The sequence below is a fragment of the Fretibacter rubidus genome, assembly GCF_041429785.1.
In the GTDB taxonomy this organism is placed as follows: domain Bacteria; phylum Pseudomonadota; class Alphaproteobacteria; order Caulobacterales; family Maricaulaceae; genus Fretibacter; species Fretibacter rubidus.
In genome coordinates this window covers 613,518-630,793 of record NZ_CP163423.1, presented here as the reverse complement: position 1 = coordinate 630,793, position 17,276 = coordinate 613,518, and the positions used below count along the sequence as shown (strand labels likewise).

General features: G+C 52.5%; 16 protein-coding genes. 14 read left to right on the top strand and 2 right to left on the bottom strand.

The window, feature by feature from the left end:
• The first annotated feature begins 6 nt into the window (after window positions 1-6).
• Together AB6B37_RS02985 and AB6B37_RS02980 are read left to right on the top strand one after the other, a co-directional pair.
• Window positions 7-3,132, top strand: coding sequence for an efflux RND transporter permease subunit (locus AB6B37_RS02985; RefSeq protein ID WP_371397420.1), 3,126 nt, complete (start codon window positions 7-9; stop codon window positions 3,130-3,132).
• Between the two features lie 54 nt (window positions 3,133-3,186).
• Window positions 3,187-5,214 carry a heavy metal translocating P-type ATPase gene (locus AB6B37_RS02980; protein ID WP_371397419.1) on the top strand — a complete coding sequence of 676 codons (2,028 nt, stop codon included), beginning with the start codon at window positions 3,187-3,189 and terminating at the stop codon, window positions 5,212-5,214.
• 586 nt (window positions 5,215-5,800) lie between these two features.
• On the opposite strand, the gene AB6B37_RS02975 is transcribed toward AB6B37_RS02980, so the two are convergent.
• On the bottom strand, window positions 5,801-6,922 hold the full coding sequence (locus tag AB6B37_RS02975; RefSeq protein ID WP_371397418.1) for an IS110 family transposase: 1,122 nt from the start codon (window positions 6,920-6,922) through the stop codon (window positions 5,801-5,803).
• 158 nt (window positions 6,923-7,080) lie between these two features.
• Here AB6B37_RS02975 and AB6B37_RS02970 point away from each other — a divergent pair, with 158 nt between their 5' ends.
• The 6 genes from AB6B37_RS02970 to AB6B37_RS02945 all read left to right on the top strand — a co-directional run bounded on the left by AB6B37_RS02970 (window position 7,081) and on the right by AB6B37_RS02945 (window position 11,797).
• Window positions 7,081-7,239: a hypothetical protein gene (locus tag AB6B37_RS02970; RefSeq protein ID WP_371397417.1), complete on the top strand. Its 159-nt coding sequence runs from the start codon at window positions 7,081-7,083 to the stop codon at window positions 7,237-7,239.
• A 619-nt stretch (window positions 7,240-7,858) separates the two neighbouring features.
• Window positions 7,859-8,203, top strand: coding sequence for a DUF3703 domain-containing protein (locus AB6B37_RS02965; RefSeq protein WP_371397416.1), 345 nt, complete (start codon window positions 7,859-7,861; stop codon window positions 8,201-8,203).
• A 325-nt stretch (window positions 8,204-8,528) separates the two neighbouring features.
• Window positions 8,529-9,143, top strand: a complete 615-nt coding sequence (locus tag AB6B37_RS02960; protein ID WP_371397415.1) for an antirestriction protein ArdA — start codon at window positions 8,529-8,531, stop codon at window positions 9,141-9,143.
• 192 nt (window positions 9,144-9,335) lie between these two features.
• Window positions 9,336-9,812: a hypothetical protein gene (locus AB6B37_RS02955; RefSeq protein ID WP_371397414.1), complete on the top strand. Its 477-nt coding sequence runs from the start codon at window positions 9,336-9,338 to the stop codon at window positions 9,810-9,812.
• Window positions 9,809-10,033 carry a hypothetical protein gene (locus tag AB6B37_RS02950; RefSeq protein WP_371397413.1) on the top strand — a complete coding sequence of 75 codons (225 nt, stop codon included), beginning with the start codon at window positions 9,809-9,811 and terminating at the stop codon, window positions 10,031-10,033. The genes AB6B37_RS02955 and AB6B37_RS02950 overlap by 4 nt, the downstream gene beginning before the upstream one ends.
• Window positions 10,034-10,042: 9 nt before the next feature.
• Window positions 10,043-11,797 carry a ParB/RepB/Spo0J family partition protein gene (locus AB6B37_RS02945; RefSeq protein ID WP_371397412.1) on the top strand — a complete coding sequence of 585 codons (1,755 nt, stop codon included), beginning with the start codon at window positions 10,043-10,045 and terminating at the stop codon, window positions 11,795-11,797.
• A gap of 158 nt (window positions 11,798-11,955) precedes the next feature.
• On the opposite strand, the gene AB6B37_RS02940 is transcribed toward AB6B37_RS02945, so the two are convergent.
• Window positions 11,956-12,270 (bottom strand): hypothetical protein, encoded by a 315-nt coding sequence (locus AB6B37_RS02940; protein ID WP_371397411.1) that lies wholly within the window; start codon window positions 12,268-12,270, stop codon window positions 11,956-11,958.
• A 311-nt stretch (window positions 12,271-12,581) separates the two neighbouring features.
• Between AB6B37_RS02940 and AB6B37_RS02935 the strand changes: the two genes are divergently transcribed.
• The 6 genes from AB6B37_RS02935 to AB6B37_RS02910 all read left to right on the top strand — a co-directional run bounded on the left by AB6B37_RS02935 (window position 12,582) and on the right by AB6B37_RS02910 (window position 17,269).
• On the top strand, window positions 12,582-12,908 hold the full coding sequence (locus tag AB6B37_RS02935) for a DUF736 domain-containing protein (protein WP_371397410.1): 327 nt from the start codon (window positions 12,582-12,584) through the stop codon (window positions 12,906-12,908).
• Window positions 12,909-13,010: 102 nt separating this feature from the next.
• Complete coding sequence (locus AB6B37_RS02930) at window positions 13,011-13,811, top strand: DNA -binding domain-containing protein (protein WP_371398400.1); 801 nt, start codon at window positions 13,011-13,013, stop codon at window positions 13,809-13,811.
• A gap of 122 nt (window positions 13,812-13,933) precedes the next feature.
• Entirely contained in the window at window positions 13,934-14,170 is a 237-nt protein-coding gene (locus tag AB6B37_RS02925) for a helix-turn-helix domain-containing protein (protein ID WP_371397409.1), read from the top strand.
• Window positions 14,140-14,622, top strand: coding sequence for a DUF2840 domain-containing protein (locus AB6B37_RS02920; RefSeq protein ID WP_371397408.1), 483 nt, complete (start codon window positions 14,140-14,142; stop codon window positions 14,620-14,622). Before AB6B37_RS02925 ends, AB6B37_RS02920 begins: the two co-directional genes overlap by 31 nt.
• Complete coding sequence (locus AB6B37_RS02915) at window positions 14,612-15,148, top strand: S26 family signal peptidase (RefSeq protein ID WP_371397407.1); 537 nt, start codon at window positions 14,612-14,614, stop codon at window positions 15,146-15,148. The genes AB6B37_RS02920 and AB6B37_RS02915 overlap by 11 nt, the downstream gene beginning before the upstream one ends.
• A 204-nt stretch (window positions 15,149-15,352) precedes the next feature.
• Window positions 15,353-17,269 (top strand): DUF3363 domain-containing protein, encoded by a 1,917-nt coding sequence (locus AB6B37_RS02910; RefSeq protein ID WP_371397406.1) that lies wholly within the window; start codon window positions 15,353-15,355, stop codon window positions 17,267-17,269.
• Window positions 17,270-17,276 lie beyond the last annotated feature (7 nt).

Here is a 17,276-nt window from a genome sequence, read left to right as displayed (position 1 = left end):
TCAAATATGTTTAACTTTATGCACCGCATTGCAGGGGGTCGGCTCCTCGCCGCCATTGCTGCACTCGCTATTACCCTGGGCGGTATCTATACCTTTCGCGCTTTGCCCGTGGACGCTTTTCCGGATGTGACGCCGTCACTGGTTCAGGTCTTTACCGAAACTGAAGGTCTCGCCCCGGAAGAGGTCGAGCGCTATGTGACCTATCCGATTGAGAGCGCCATGGCAGGTTTGCCAAAGCTGAAAAATATGCGCTCAGTGTCCAATTTCGGATTGTCCGTCGTCAATATTTACTTTGAAGATGGCACGGATGTTTACTTTGCCCGTCAAGTTGTTGGCGAGCGCCTCGCCGAAGCGCGCGGAAATATTCCGGATGGTTTTGGCGATCCAAAAATGGGCCCTATATCGACTGGGCTAGGCATTATCCTCTACTTTAGATTAGAAGATGGTACGGGCGCGCGTAGTCTTGTCGATATGCGCGAAATTCAAGACTGGATTATCAAATATCAACTGCAAACAGTTCCGGGCGTGACAGAAGTTCTGTCGCTAGGCGGCTATAAAAAACAATATCAGGTTCAGCTCGATCCTGATGCCTTGCAGGCTTATAATCTTCAAATCGGTGATGTGATGAGTGCGCTTGAACGCGGGAATAAAACCGAGGGTGCACAATTTCTGGAAATTGGCGCCGAGCAATATACCGTTCGCGGCGTTGGTCTTGCGCGCTCCATTGAAGACTTATCGGACATCGTCATTAAAGCCCAAGACGGCCGTCCCGTTCGTATCAGTGATCTCGGCGAAATTCTCATTGGCGGCGGTGTGCGCCAAGGCCTCGCGACCGCCAACGGCGAAGGCGAAGTCGTCGCAGGCTTAGTCCTGAAACTTTACGGGACAAACACATCCGACGTGATTGACCGCGTGAAAACCCGCTTTGATGAGATCAACACAACCTTACCGGAAGGCGTGACGGCTATTCCGTATTACGACCAAGGCAATCTTGTAACCAAAGCCTCCGCCACGGTGACAACCGCGTTGTGGCAAGGGGCCTTATTGGTCGCCATCGTTGTTTTCATCTTTTTAGGGGGCTGGCGTCCGAGCTTGGTCGTTGTGCTGTCCATACCCTTCTCTGTCGGCTTTGCCTTTATCGCCATGCATATTTTAGGGATTGGTGCCAACCTTATGTCTTTAGGCGGCGTCGCCATTGCCATCGGCATGATGGTGGACGGGGCTATCGTGATTACGGAAAACGTAGACCGAGGCCTGCGTGAGACTGAAGCGGGTCTGGATAACCGCACAATTGTTGCGCGGTCTTCCGCTGAAGTCATTGCGCCGCTCATCGCCGCCGTCATCGTCGTCATCGTTGTGTTTTTACCGCTGTTCTCGCTGCAAGGCGTAGAGGGCAAAACATTCCGGCCCTTGGCCGCCTCGGCCGCGCTCGCGATGACGGGATCCCTGTTTTATGCAGCCCTTATCGCCCCCGCTTTGGCCAATACGGTCATGCGACGCTCGGCAAAGGTCAAAACTGAGAAGCCTGACCGCTTGGCAAAATATGTCAGTAAAGCCTCAAGTCTTTTTGTGAAAAAACGCCTTGCGGCGCTCTTATTGGCAGGGGTTCTATTGCTGGCGGGCGGCTTGGCCGGATCACGGCTTGGTTCGGAATTTACGCCTGCCTTGGAAGAAGGCGATGTTTTGTTGCGTATCACCATGGCCCCGTCAATTTCTTTGACGGAAGCCTCCGCCACAACAACGCGAGTTGAAAAGCGTCTGCTGGCCGCATTCCCTGAAATCAAATCCATTGTTACCCGTATCGGGCGCGGCGAGGTAGGGGCACATGCCGATCCGACCAATAGCGCTGAGGGGTTTGTTGAATTGAAGCCTAAATCCGATTGGCGGCCCGGCATGACGGCGGAGGATTTGCGCACGGAGATTTCCGAAAACCTCGAAAGCTATCCCGGCATTGTTGTCAATATCGGGCAGCCCATTGCTATGTCTGTTGATGAATTACTGACAGGCACACGCGCAGAACTCGCCGTTAAAATCTTTGGTCCTGACAGTGAGGTTTTGTTGGAACAATCCAAAGTGCTGCAATCTCTATTGCAACAGGTGGACGGCGCAGCGGAAGTGCAAGCAGACCAGATTACCGGTGCGCCGCAGCTTGTCCTTACCGTCGATCGTGCGGCTTTGGGGCGTTTCGGCCTTGACGTTGAAGAGGCTTTGGACGCGCTTCGGGCCTCGGTTGGCGGCGCGGAAGCAGGCGCATTGTTTGAAGGCGTGCGGCAATTTCCGATTGTTGTGCGGCTTCGCGCTGAGGACAGAAATTCGGCTGATGCCATTAGCCGGATTATTCTGAAATCCGCATCAGGCGCACGCGTGCCTTTGGACAGTGTTGCCAAAATTGAAACCGTTATCGGACCGCGCCAAATCACGCGTGAAGATGGTGAGCGCTTTATCACCGTGCAGTCAAATGTGCGGGATCGTGATATTGGCTCCTTCGTTCAAGACGCGCAGGCCTTAACGGATAGCCAGCTTGTCTTGCCGCCGGGGTATCGTCTTGTGTGGGGCGGACAATTTGAATTGCAGCAACAAGCCAATGCGCGGTTTGCTGTCGTTATTCCAATTACGCTGGCGATCGTGTTCTTCATCTTGCTCATCACATTCGGGCGAATGAAATCGGCAATCCTGATCCTGCTCAATATCCCGCTGGCTTTGACAGGCGGAGCCTTGGCTCTCTGGCTCACAGGCTTGCCGGTCTCGGTGCCTGCCACAGTTGGTTTCATTGCCTTGTTCGGGATTGCGCTTGGCAACGGCATGGTGCTGGTCAGCTTCATGGATGACTTTGCCCGCGCGGGACAAGACCGCGACACGCTTGCCATTAATGCGGCGGGGCTTCGGGCCCGTCCCGTTTTGATGACGGCTATGACAACCGCCCTTGGGCTTGCGCCATTGCTCCTCGCCACAGGCGTGGGCGCGGAAGTGCAGCGGCCTTTGGCCACCGTCGTCATTGGCGGCTTAGTCACCTCAACTGTGCTCACACTTCTTGTCATGCCCGCGCTTCATAAATGGTTCGCGCCGAAGCCCGGCGGGCACCATTCCATGGTTGAGACGTTACATGAGAGCAAACCGGCGCTCGCTGAATAAAACATGGCTTCGATGGGTTAGCGCCATCGGAGCCTGATTAAAAAGGATAGACATATGTCTGATAAACATAACCACGATGACGCGAGCCATGACGACGATCACAGCCAGGATGACGGCCATAATCACGCCCACGATGACGTCTTTAATCGCCTTCTGGGTGGGCGGGCTGAAATCATATTTGCAGCCCTTTGCGGGCTCTGTTTGCTCATAGGTTGGCTCGGGCCGAAACTTAATCTTATTCCCGCTCAAGCCGGGTTTGTATTCTTGCTCGCGGCCTATTTCTTCGGTGGTTATTACGCCTTGCGTGAAGCCCTTGGGAAAATCTTCAAAGGTCAATTCCAGATCGATTTTCTGATGCTCGTCGCGGCTTCGGGCGCGGCCTTCTTGGGCGAATGGGCGGAAGGTGCATTTTTGCTCTTCCTCTTCGCCATTGGCCATGCGCTGGAGAACTATGCGATGGCCCGCGCCCGAAATGCAGTCGCGGCGCTTGCGGATTTGACACCTGATGAAGCTTTGGTGCGGCGGGGCGGCAAAACAGAGACCGTTTTGATTGAAGACCTCGTAATCGGCGACATTGTCATCGTGCGTTCCAATGAACGCCTGCCTGCCGACGGATTTGTGGTCAAAGGCACAAGTGCTGTCAATCAAGCGCCCATTACGGGTGAAAGTGCGCCGGTAGATAAAATGCCGGTTAAGGATAGCGCAATTGCCTTGGAAAATCCGGAAGTCGTGTCCGCATCGGGCCGCGTCTTTGCAGGCTCAATAAACGGCAGCGGGAGCCTTGAAATCCAAGTCACAAAATTGGCCGGGGAAACCACTTTGGCACGAGTTATGACAATGGTGGCCGAGGCGCAAACCCGCCAATCCCCGACGCAGAGCTTTACCAAAAAGTTTGAAAAAATCTTCGTCCCGTGTGTGATTGTTTTGGCCATTCTGACCAGTCTTTCATTCCTTGTCTTGGATGAAGATCCGGCGACAAGCTTCTACCGCGCGATGGCGGTCTTGGTGGCCGCCAGTCCGTGCGCGTTGGCGATTGCGACGCCGAGTGCTATTCTGTCAGGCGTTGCGCGGGCCGCGCGCGGCGGTGTGCTGATTAAAGGCGGCGCGCCGCTTGAAGCCTTAGGCGGCTTAGACGCGATCGCATTTGATAAGACCGGAACGCTGACGATTGGCGAGCCGCATCTGGTCGATATCGTGCCTTACGGCGATACGTCTGAAACTGAACTGCTGGAAATCAGCGGAGCCGTGGAAGCCCTCAGCGATCATCCCTTGGCGCAAGCTGTGGTCGAAGATGTCAAAACCCGTCTTGGCGATAATCCGCGCGAGGCGTCAGACTTTGCCAATATCATCGGTCAAGGCGTATCAGCCATGGTAGGCGGTGAGCTTGTCCATATCGGTAAAACGGCACTGTTTGATGAAGGGGCCGGAACGCCTCTGCCGGATGATTTACGGGCGCGTGTCGATGACTTATCGTCCAATGGCCGCACGACCATGATTGTACGGACAGGCACGCGCTATTTGGGAGCCATTGGCCTTATGGATACGCCGCGCGACACGGCCAAACCCGTTATCGCTGATCTTCGCGCTTTGGGTCTCAAACGAATGATGATGATCTCGGGTGATAATCAAAATGTGGCCAATGCTGTGGCGAAAGAAGTTGGGCTCGATGTCGCCTTTGGCGATCTCATGCCCGAAGACAAAGTGACCAAAATCGCAGAGCTAAAAGCCCAGGGCGGCGTCGCTATGGTTGGCGACGGCGTCAATGATGCGCCCGCAATGGCAAATGCCACAGTTGGTATTGCAATGGGGGCGGCAGGCTCTGATGTCGCTTTAGAGACCGCCGATATTGCGCTTATGGCGGATGATTTGGAAACCTTGCCCTTTGCAGTTGGACTGAGCCGTCAGACCAGCCGAATTATTCGGCAGAATCTCTGGGCGAGCCTAGGCATTGTGGCCTTTTTGATTCCCGCCACATTATTTGGTTTGGGCATTGGACCGGCGGTGCTGATCCATGAAGGCTCGACCTTGATTGTTGTCTTTAATGCGCTGCGTCTCTTGGGGTATAAAGATAGCCGCGTTTAGGGCTGTTTCTGAGCGCTTGGCGCGCTCTATGTTGCCTTTTTAATTGCAGTTTTTAGGCGTCTCCTTTAGCTTTAAGGGGCACGCCTGCCAAATCAGCGTGTGGAGTTCACCAGCTCCCTAAGAAGTGAGACGGCCCTGCTTGGGCACGTCCTGTATTTGCGTGTCTCCGGTTTCGGCCGGAGGGCGTAGGAATGTCCAATCTCTAGCTGCGCTCTCGTCAAGATATTATCTATCATTTCTAACTCATTGTTTTTTCACAACTTCAGTATTTTGTTACATTTCAACGGCGCAAACGGGTTCGTTCCGCCAAGCCGATTGGCAGGTGATATTGACAAAAATATGTGTCCTGCTCACGAGATCACTAATCTCTCCGTAGTCGTCACAGCCACAAGCCCACCTGTGTCGGGGCTATCATTTGTGAGCTACATTATGCGCATTGAATGGAACAAGGGGGTGGGACCAATAAGGCACACGGTATGTCTGATGCCATCATTTTGGCTCAGTAAATCACCTGGACATACGTCACTCACCCCGCTCATCGTCCCGCGCAGGACCTCCGGTTTTAGTCCTCACCGGAGTATTCGGTTTAAGCCATTAAAGGCGTTCTCGGCGTTAGGGTTACACCCATCAGTTCCTCGCGGTCTTTGGGTGTAATTGGCTTTGGTCTCCAACGGTCATTCTTAATCCACATTTTGTGCATGATGATGGCAAGTTTACGGGCAACTGCGATTCTTGCTTTTGACATACCGATACGTTTGACAAGCCTGATACCCCAAGCTTTTAGAGAGCTCCATGTCGTCGTATTAGTTAGCAGCACAGTGGCCGCTGTGACTAAAGCTCTACGAACGGTCGGATCGCCGCGTTTCGAGATACCGGTCGTATAATTCATATCGCCAGATTGATATTGACGCGGCGTAAGTCCGAAGTATGCGGCCACATCCGTCGATTTCTTAAATCGCTCAGGCTCATCAACAGCGCAGTAAAACGTCAAAGCTGTTATGGGACCGACGCCCGGTATTTCCATGAACCGCTTTACCATCGGTATGTCGCGGGCTAATGTCTCGACGCGCTCTGTCATAGGTTTTATTTTGTTGCAGAGGCTTCGGTAGAGATCGAGGGCTGGTAAAATATATTGAGTCAGATTTAGCCCGTTAAGTTCTGTTTCTCTCAAAGCGATTAATACACGGTTTCGGAAAGACTCGGGCTTAACATGATTGCGCCTAACGATAACGCCGTAAGGCTTTAAAATGCCCGCTATATGATTTTCCAAAGAGACCTTCTGCGTCACAAAGTGATTGCGGATAGACAGCATTGTTCGTGTTTCCTGTGCACCGATTGAGCGGACCTTGACCACACGCAGGAAGTCCTCGCCGCCCATCCGCAAGAGTTGAGCTAGGCCATGCGCATCATTTTTATCAGTTTTGTTTCTGAAGGTCGCCAAGAACCTGTGCGCTTGAAAGGTCTCCAGCATGGTCAAATGTAAGCCACGTTCGGAAAGCCCCCTATGTAACCATGCGCTTAGAGTTCCCGCTTCAAGACCCACCCTTATATCGGAGGCTTTCACATCAATGCGGTTACTCAACCAACCATAAATATCTTGTGGCCGCGTCAGGGACGCGCCCTCATGCAATTTTTTGCCTTCAGGGTCAGTTATGCAAATCGATGTCGACTTCTGCGATATATCCAAGCCTACGAAATAATCCGTCATTTTATCCTCCTTCATCACGACTGACAGATTTCCATTCTAGACTGAAAGCCGATGAGAAGTGCCAGAACGCAGCTAGGGCATAAGGCTTGCCCAAACACTACGCACGGGTAGGCTCGCTTCCCCGTTCTGGTGACTTCCGGCTTTATACGGAGATCACTATGGCGGACCCTGATACAGATAAGCCCACTGAAATTGATTTAGAGATAGATCAGCGCGCGCGGCTAATGGCGCTGTTTAGCTTGGTTGAGACTTTTGACGGACGCGAGGCTGTGATTGGGTTTTGTGAGAAAGTAATAGAGAGTCAACGGAAAGACTGAATGGACGGATATACGAAAGCTGCGATTAAAGAGGCGCTGGCAAGGCGCTCTCCCCGTCAGGTTAAGTTTGATGACTTTATGGAGCGTGTGGTTAATGGGCCTGCTGTTTATGGGGTTGCGCTTATGTTTTATGGGTTTTGGGGTTGGGTGATTTTTGGAAGCTTTTTTTAGAGACTAAATTGGGCGTCTCCCTTCGCTGACGCTTCGGGTCGGGCTGGCGTGAACCAAGCCCGCTTTGCGGTCTTGGCCGTTCGGCTTTCATCCCTGACGCATCCCGCTGTCGCGGGTCAATTTCAGGCGTCCGCTTGGCCGCGGACAATTCCGCAACCCGTCACACGCTTGCTTAGTGACTTTCTACGAAAGCCACAAAGCAGATCACGGTCAGACCATCCCGACCCTTGGCCGGGGCTGGCTCTGCCCGCGCTCTAAGCGGCGACAGGTAGCGGGCTGCGCAGCCTTTGAGCTTCGCCGCAGGGGTGAGCCAAGGGCCGCTTGGCGCCTGATACGCTCGCGCTTCCCGGTCGCTTCGCTTTAGGGGTCGCTCGCTTACGTTTTGCAATTTTTCAATACTAAGCTAGTTGTAGGCGTTATTTAACTCAGCGTGGGTAAATCTCTAATTATGAAACCTAAACTACGTAAAGCTTTCGAAAATGAAATGAGAGCGATGAGTGAGGCCTATGCGGCACGAAATCTAAATCAATCTTTCTATCATTTGGAAAGGGCCCATATTCTTGGACAACGTCATTTCAAAACTCATCTCGAAACCCATTGGTGGATGCTAAAAATTGGCTTTGGCCGCAAAGACATCCGCGAAATTTTCGGTCAGATAATTAGAATGATAGCAGTTTTCCCCGCTAGCCTTTTTGGTTGGGTGCCAGTGGGCAATACGGGCGGGGCTAATGTGTCTGCTTTAAAACCGATGCCTATACCGCATGACTTAGCTCTTTTCCTTGAGGATGATTAGTTGATCATCAGTTTAGACTAAAATCACATATCGACTAATTCAGACAGTCGGCCCTTAACGGGCCGGCTTTTTTTGTTTGTTCCCTCCTCGGGGGACGGCGGGAAGCGGTCGGCCAATCTGGCGACGGGCAGTCCCGCCGCAAGGCCTTTGGCCATAGTCGTCTAAGTCTATTTACATGCTCATACCAAAAACCTTGCGGCGCGCCTTATTGCCCCTCGCTGGACTGGCCTCTTGCCGCTTCCCCCCGCCCCCCTGCGGGGGGAACGTGCCGCGTCCCATTCTTTCGTCAATGGGGGCGCGGGGCGCGCCCGTTTTGGGGGCGGCATTGGAGACCAGACCGATGACCTTTTGCCAAGCCGAGAGCCAAACCCCTTTTGACCACGAGCCGCCACGACTCCCCCCGCCAAACCGCGAGACGGCGAGAACGCCAGACCCTGACCCCATTCGCATCTATGTCGCTTGCCTTGCCGCTTACAATAACGGCCATCTGCACGGCGAATGGATAAAGGTCACTGACGAGGCCAGTATTTGGGAAGCGGTTCAAGCGATGCTGTTCAGGTCACCCATTGAGGAGGCTGAAGAATGGGCGATTTACGACTATGAGGGCTTTGAAGGGGCAGAGGTTGGCGAGTATTTCAGTTTTGAGAATGTCGTAGAGCTTGCAGACTTTATCCGAGAGCGCGGCGCATTAGGGGCGCAGGTGCTCAACTATTACGGCGGCAATATCGAGGACGCCAAAGCCCGCTTTGATGAATATGCGGGCGAATATGACAGCCTAGAGGCTTACGCCGAAGAACTAACCGAGCAAAGCGGTGAGACAATTCCCGAACGCCTCGCGCCTTATATCAATTATAAAGCGATGGCGCATGATTATGAACAATCTGGCGACTTTCTGACCTTTGAGGTCAGCGGCTCCATTCATATTTTTTGGGCGCATTAAGATGGCCCGTTATCAAGTGAAACCCCGCGAGGATGGGCGCGGCCCGTATCGGTGGAGCCATGTCGTGAAGCGGCACAACGCTTTGCGACAAGGCACAATTTACACGCAGATGGGCGACGACCTAGACGCTCAAGACGCCGCACATTTGCAGACCCTTTGCGACAAAGCAGGGTTTGAGATGCGGAGGGTTGCATGACCTTTACAAAGAAATTTGACGACTTTGTCTGTGAGGGCGACAGCATCACATGCGAGGTTGATGGCTACACCATCACGGCCCGTATTAGCCACGACGACACACCAGACGCGCCAGACGAGCGCCAAGACGGATTTTGGCCGAGCCTTTACCCGAATGACGCGGGGTTCATCGGCGCGGGAAATGGATGGCGAGATCGCTTTAACAAAGCCCAAGCCAAGGCCGAAGCGGTCATGGCCGCGTGGAAGAATGACGAGTGGTATTATTGCGGCGTCATTCTATCCGTTGCGATTGATGGGATTACCCTAGATGACCACGCCGCAAGCCTATGGGGCATAGAGGCGAATTATCCCGACAGCGATAACGCCTACCTGTCAGAAGTCGCAAATGAGTTGCTACCCGAAGCGCTTGAGACAGCGAAAGCCGAACGCAAACGACAATGTGCCATTCTCTGTGAAAACGAGGCAGTCGCGTGACTGCGCTGCGCACATACGAGTTGACTGACGTTGGAGAGCAGAGCCTGATTGACGGGGTTCGCCCCGTCACTTTGGGCGAAAAACTGACCGCCCGAACCTCTCACCCCATGACTCCCAAACGCAACCCAAATGCAGAGCAAAAACCATGTGACCACGGCTTATTCGACGAGGTCGGCCGTGCGCAAATTGACTTGTTAGACCTCATTTCAACTCACAAATAGGAGGCTCCCATGAGCAAACCTTTCGACTTAAAATTCATCCCGTTCTCTCAATTGCATATCTCAAAGCTGAATATGCGCCACAGCGAAACGGCCCCAGAGATTGACGATATTCTGCCGAGCGTCAAAGAACGCGGCATCCGTCAGCCTTTAATCGTGCGCCGTGAGGGCGGCACAGCCAAGAAACCGAAATACGGCATTGTTGCAGGACGCCGCCGTTATTTTTGTCTTTCTTCTATCGCGGCAGAGGGTGTTGAAATTCCCGATGTGCCGTGTTGCGTCATGGACGCGAAAGACGATGCACTCGCGATTGAAACAAGCATTATTGAAAACGTGGCTCGATTAGCGCCCACGGAAATGGAGCAATATGAAGCGTTCTCTGCCCTCGCGAAGAAAGGCCAAAGCGTAGACGACATTGCCGCCGTTTTTGGGATTACGGCTAATTCTGTAAAACGCCGCTTGGCTTTGGGCGCGCTGATTCCAGAGGTAAAAGAAGCCTACACCAATCAGCAGATAGACGCGGCAAGCATCCGCGTTCTGACAATGGCGACAGAAGAACAGCAAGCCGCATGGCTTGAGTTGTTCAATTCAGACGATTACTGCCCGACAGGAACGCATCAGCTTAAAGCATGGCTGACAGGCGGCGGCGTGATTACCACAGAAGTCGCCTTATTTAATGTGACTGAATATACAGGCACAATTCTGACGGATTTGTTTGGAGAGCATGGCCAATTTGCGGACGTGGAGCATTTTTGGGAAGCCCAAAATGCCGCTATCGCCAAAGAGGTTGAGACCTATAAAGCCGACGGATGGAAAGAGGTAATCTTAGGAGAGCGGGGTCATTACTTTCCGACCTATAGCTATGTCCGACACCCCAAAGACCAAGGCGGCAGAGTTTATATTGAGACGCGCGATAACGGCGAAGTGCTATTCCATGAGGGGTATATCACGGACAAAGAAGCGCAGACCATACGCCGTGCCTTATCAAATGGGCAGAGTGAGGGGGCGAAGGCATCCAAAACGAGCAAGCCTGAAATGTCAGGGCCGATGGCCGATTATATGAACTTGCACCGCCACAGTATTGCACGAGCCGAGTTGATAAAGCGGGCAGACTTGGCTTTGCGTCTGTCAGTCGCGCATATGATATGCGGGGCGCGGAAGTGGAAGATTGATGGGATAAGCCCCCGCAGCCGAAAGCCCGAAACCCAAGCCAGTGTGGAAGGCAGTAAGGCCGAAGCCATACTGGCTGAAGAACGCAAAGCGGTCTGCGACCTGCTTGGGCTGTCGATGGAGCATCCGCAAATCTACTACCGTCACCATAGTCCCTATGATGTCTGCGAGATATTTGCGCGGCTTCTCACGCTTGAGGACGCAGATGTCCTGCGCATTCAGGCCTTCTGCCTTTGCGAAACTTTGGCCGTGGATAGCAGTGAAGTTGAAGCCATTGGCATTCTGACCAAGCCAGACTTTGGAGATTACTGGTCGCCCGACGATGCGTTTTTTGACATCTTGCGGGACAAGCCGACCATTAATTTAATGGTCAAAGACATTGCGGGAAAATCCTGCGCCGATGGCGCGGTGACGGACACGGCGAAGCAACAAAAGCAAATTATCAAGAACCGTATGGCGGGGCATGGGGTGGAGGACGCAAGCCCTGACTGGCTCCCGAGATGGGCCGCTTTCCCTGCAAAACCCTATAAGGCGGTCAACGGATGTGCCCCCGCAGAACGGGCGCGGCGCATTGATAAAATGTTCAAACCCGCATGAGCTTGAGCCAAGCTAAGATGAAAGCCCCCGCGAAATCGCGGGGGCTTTGCTTTGAAGAGGGGTAAATTGCGCCCCTAAAAATACCGCCCATCAGCATGAGCCGAGACGGGTCAGGGCGCGGTGGGATTAGTCGTCTTGCAAGTTCCAGAGGGGCAAATTCATAGGGCCTCTTTGCCGAAAGCCTGATCAAGATTAGAATGAAACTTTACAATGGGCCAAGGGCCAGATGAACGAAGGCTGGCGAGATAGAGTCTTTCAAGGCAGACTTCGCGGGTCTTAAAACAGCCGCCAAGCGTGCCAAGTTCCTGAACGAGACTATCAACAGACCTCAAGTGTAAGGGCTGTTTGCCGCTCTCTTCATTGTCATCATGGCGGCAATGTTGATGGGGCAAGTAAGGCCGCCAAGGCGTAAAGATGCCTCTCAAATGACCCCAGTCATGTTTAGTCAGGGCATATCCAAATGCTTGCACCATGATCCCACGCGTCTCCAAACCATATCAACAAAATGATAGGGGAAGCCAAATTCCCTGCTGATGTCAAAATAACCTGCACAAAACCTGCTATGCCGAATAGGCCACCGTTTCACTAAGCGTCACTCTTTTCTTCTCTGTGATTTGAAGGAAATCACACATTCATCGCGAAACAAAAGAGCGCCCCTTTGGCCTATCTCCACTGCGTTCCGGGATGCTTCGCACCTCTGCAAATCAGAACTTGAGCGGGCGGTTCTTGTCAGCAGGGAGATTGGCTCCCGAGATTTCGCTGACATAATTTGGAGACTGAAACCATGGCACAAGCACTTGGATATGTAACGAAAACTGAAGTGGGTAACTTTCAAGGCACCCTGAACCTCGGCGGCGCAAACCGCATCAACATTGTCGCAAATGACAATAAAGAGACCGACAAACAACCCGACTTTCGGATTGTTGATAGTCGCGGTCAGGAACTTGGCGGCGGCTGGTTCAAGACAGGCGAAGTCAGCGGGAAAGAATATATCTCGCTCACCTTCGCCCATCCGACCCTCGGCCCGCGTAAAGTTTACGCCAATCTCGGTCAGGCTTATGGCAAAGAGGCGGATGAATTTGCGATCCTCTGGAACCCGCAAGACGACTAAATCAGTCGCGCCCCGACCCGCATCAGCTCACGCTGATGCGGGTATTTCTACGGTCACAATTTGGAATTGAAACCGAATGGGTCGCTCGGTAGTATATATAATATGACAGGGCTGACCGAGATAATCGGGCCTGCATCCGAGACTTATGCAGGATTTGCGTGGGATTATTTACGGCGCAACATTGCCTATGCCCGTGATTTTGAGAGCATTCTGTCGTCAGATATATATGACAATACATCCGAACAAAGATCAATCCGCTATGAAATGGACGTTGATAAACAAGCTCACCGCTGGGGTTTAGAGTGTTTTGAGTCGCCCAGTTCAAATGGTTTAGATGCCCTCGTTATTTGGCGTCAGGATGCGTTTCCGGGCGCGTTGTCTGTTCAATATCACGATGAATTGGACCATGATAAGGATGGAAAATCATTTAAACTTTCCAATTTTGATTGCCATAAACAACATTATGTCAAAGCTGATGGAACGCGTATCAGTGTGATTAAATCAGCTGAATTCTGGCTTCAAATTTCAGGAAAACCCGATGAGATTGAAGGCGAAGATCAGCCCTTTTCTGTGCTCATTGACGGCGGAAAAGGCGCAAGACGTCGTATTGATGCGCTTCGACAGCTAACATCACTCAGCCGAAACGGGTCTGAAAATTTCAAATTATTGGGGCGTCAAAAGGCGTTCACCAAGATGAGAAATGCGCTTGTCGCATATGATATTCGGGCCAATGGCGGCTCATATAAAGATGTTGGCCTTGCTCTGTTTGGTGCCAGAAATGTGCAGCAGAACTGGGATTCAAGCGGTGGTTTCTTGAAGGCCCGGGCCATTCGGGCGTGCAAATTTGGAGAGCGAATGGTCGCTCAAGACTACCAAAGCCTATTGCCTAAAAAGACCATTTAGCCCCCGTATCGTTTTTTGAACGTCCTAAAAACGTGACTCGTTAACGCTTCAAAGTTGTGTCTTGATTCGTTGCATTAACATGCGCGGTCAAGCGCAGACGTGATGAATGAAGTGAGATTGACATGGGACAGAGTTTAAAAAGACAAAATATACCGAGACGAAAAATACTACTGGATGATGTGCCAAGTCCTTTTCTATTGCCGGACGAGGCCGCCGTTTTCTTGAGGCTGGATGAGCGCACGCTCGCGAATTATCGGTCTAATAAAACGGGGCCCGTCTATCGCAAACATGGCGGCTCGATCTGTTATCACCGCGATGACTTACGAGAATGGTCGACAATCACAGCGGCAAAGATGTGACCGGCTTTACCGTCATTCAATGCCATTTTGTGAGAGGCCTGCTCAATCACAGGCTAAGGTTTGGGACACCTCACAAGACCATCAAACTTGATAAATATCGTGAATTGGCTTGCTTTAAGCCAGGCGAAACACTGGGCTATATTCGCTGGCGCGCTAATGAATATGGAACGCAGGACTGGCGTTTCTTTGTTTTGAAAACACAAAATACAGGCCTACTGACCCGCGTGCCGGGTGTCTCGCCCGCTGTCAAAGTGCTGGCGGCTTTTAACGGAACGCAAGCTGTGAAGCGGGCTTTAAGCGCATTTGATGATGTCCAAGACATTCTATCTGCGCCCATTGAGACACTGCCAGACGCTTATTGGATTTCTTTTCAGAATGACCTCTCGACGCGGCAATCTCTCAACGGGCTACTGCCCCAGTCCTCGCCTTTGGAGGCGCGCGATGTTGTTTAAGGCCATTATTGCGGGCGTGATGACCCTCGCTGTTATTGGAACGGCAGGGCAGATTATCTTCCCGCCAAAGCCTATTGTATTTTATAATCCCAGCTATAGCGCGCAGGTCGGATGGTATCGTTTGAGACCGAATGAACCTGTAGTTTTGGGCGCGCAGGTAGCGGCTTATGCTCCGGAATGGGCGCGCCAATTAGCCGATGAGCGGGGTTATCTGCCCTATGATTACCCTCTCATAAAGACGGTCTGGGCCGTCCATGGGGATGAGGTCTGTTACAATACTCAATCGGTTAGCGTCCCAAAACGTCCTGATATTCCCGTGCTGGGGCAGGATGTTTTGGGACGCGAAATGCCTCAAAAGTCGGGCTGTATTGTCCTGAAATCGGATGAATATCTGTTGATGTCCCCCGATGTGCAGACGGGGTTTGATAGTCGATATTTTGGCCCTGTGAGTTCTGAAAATATTCTAGGCGTGGTTCAATACTTAGAAGATTTTAGAATCTTAAATCATCGGAAAAGCCTGATTTAGCGGGGTCTGAGGGGTGAATTTAAGAGGGCAAGATAAAGGGCGCGGCCCAAAATGGCCTAAGCCATTGTCTGCACATCTTTTTTCGCGGGACGCGAGGGGTTTGGGCCGGGACGTGGATTCGGCGCACTCCCCCATAGAACCTGAGAAGAAGGCCGGGACGTGGACTGATATTGCGGATTTTGTGAGAGTTTCGGAGCTTTGGCCATGAGCGGCGATAATCAATTCAACGTTCGGCTGGGAAGAATATTATCGCCCAACGGTACAGGGCGCTTTGTAAGCTTTGCGGGACAAGTGCGGCGGGCAGCGCAACGCTCGTCGCGTTCATCGGGCGGGCGCGTTAAAAAGGGTGCTGTTACGGAGCAGTATTTTTCGCGTCGCGTCATCGTCAAAGTGCATCTCGTGAAGATGGGCGCTTATGGCAAAGATGCGCAGCGCCATCACTTAGACTACATTCAAAGGGATAGTGCCGCCCGCGAGGGCGAGACGGGTCTGCTCTATAGCCGTGATGAGGTGATGATTGACGGCGAGGAGTTTCACGAGCGGGGCATGGATGACAGGCATCAGTTCCGCGTGATCGTTTCGCCCGAAGACGGAAAAGAATTGGGTGACCTACGCAGCTACACCCGAAACGTCATGGCCCAGATGGAGCGCGACCTAGGCACCAAGCTCGATTGGGTCGCGGCCAATCATTATGACACCGCTAACCCGCACAGCCATGTCGTTATCCGCGGCGTAACGGATAGAGGCTCAACGCTCATTATTCCGAGAGACTATATCTCCCACGGCATGAGAGAGGCGGCTGAACATATCGCGACCTTAGAGCTTGGGCCAACAACCCAAATTGATGTCGCGAAAAAACTGGCGTTGTCCGTGAGGCATGACCGTTTCACATCGATTGACCGGGACTTACTGGCGAAGGCGCAAAGCCAAATCGTTGATTTGTCTAAATTGCCGCTGGATGGGTCGGACTGGTCACGGCGTTTTGAAAAATGGCGCGTGAAATATTTAAGCTTGCTGGGCCTTGCCGAGAAGGTGGGGTTCGGCAAATGGCGACTTGATGACAATTTTGAACGCACGCTTCGCCGCATGGGTGATCGCGGCGATATTCTCAAAGCCTATCATCGCGTCATGACCCGCGCCAAGCTTGACCGCAGCCTTGATAGCGAGCCGATATATGATCCGGCGGAAAAGTTAGCTCGCCCCATCACCGGCAAAGTCATTGAAAAAGGCGTGCTCGATGATGTGAATGACCGAAGCTATATCGTCCTTGATACGATGCACGGCGAGGCTCTCTTTGTTGAGACAGGGAGAGAAGCGAATGTCGCGCAAATAGAGCGCGGTATGGTCGTGACCGCAGGACCGCAAACCTATGCGCCTAAGGCATCAGATAGGACTATTGCTGACATCGCCTCTAAACGCGGCGGCATATATAGTCCATCCTTTCACGAGATGAGTGACCCCAGCGCTAGGGAAGAATTCATTAAAGCTCATGTGCGGCGGTTAGAAGCTATGCGTCGTGCCGGTCACGCCGAGCGAAATTCAGACGGGTCGTGGAAGGTTCCGAGGGATTACCTCAAACGCGCCGTGCAATATGAGACATCACGCAGTTTCGGAAACCCTGTTAAATTAGATATTCGGTCTCGCGCGCCGCTGGCGGAGCTTACGCAGACGATGGGCAAGACAGGGCTTGATACTGAGTTGATGAAGAGTGATGCCGAATGCGAGGCGTCAGGATTTGGGCAAGAGGTCGAAACGCTAAAGGCACAACGCCAGAAGTTCCTGCTCTCACAAAAGCTTATTCAGAAGTCATCAGGGGTGACGCAAAGCACGCTCGATACGCTTGAAAAAAAGGATCTTGATGCGGCGGGTAAGGCGCTCAGCGAACAACTTGGCAAGCCTTACAAAGCCGCGCCTGAATCCGGACGTATTTCAGGGATATACCGCGAGGCCATTCAGAGGCCGAGCGGAAAGTATGCCGTTATCGAAAAGTCCAAAGAATTTACGCTCGTGCCTTGGCGCGAGACCATGGATAGGAATTTGGGCAAATCTATTTCTGGCGTGATGAAAGGTCAGACGATTTCATGGACACTCACAAAGACCAGAGGACAAAGCATTTCATAGACGGAGG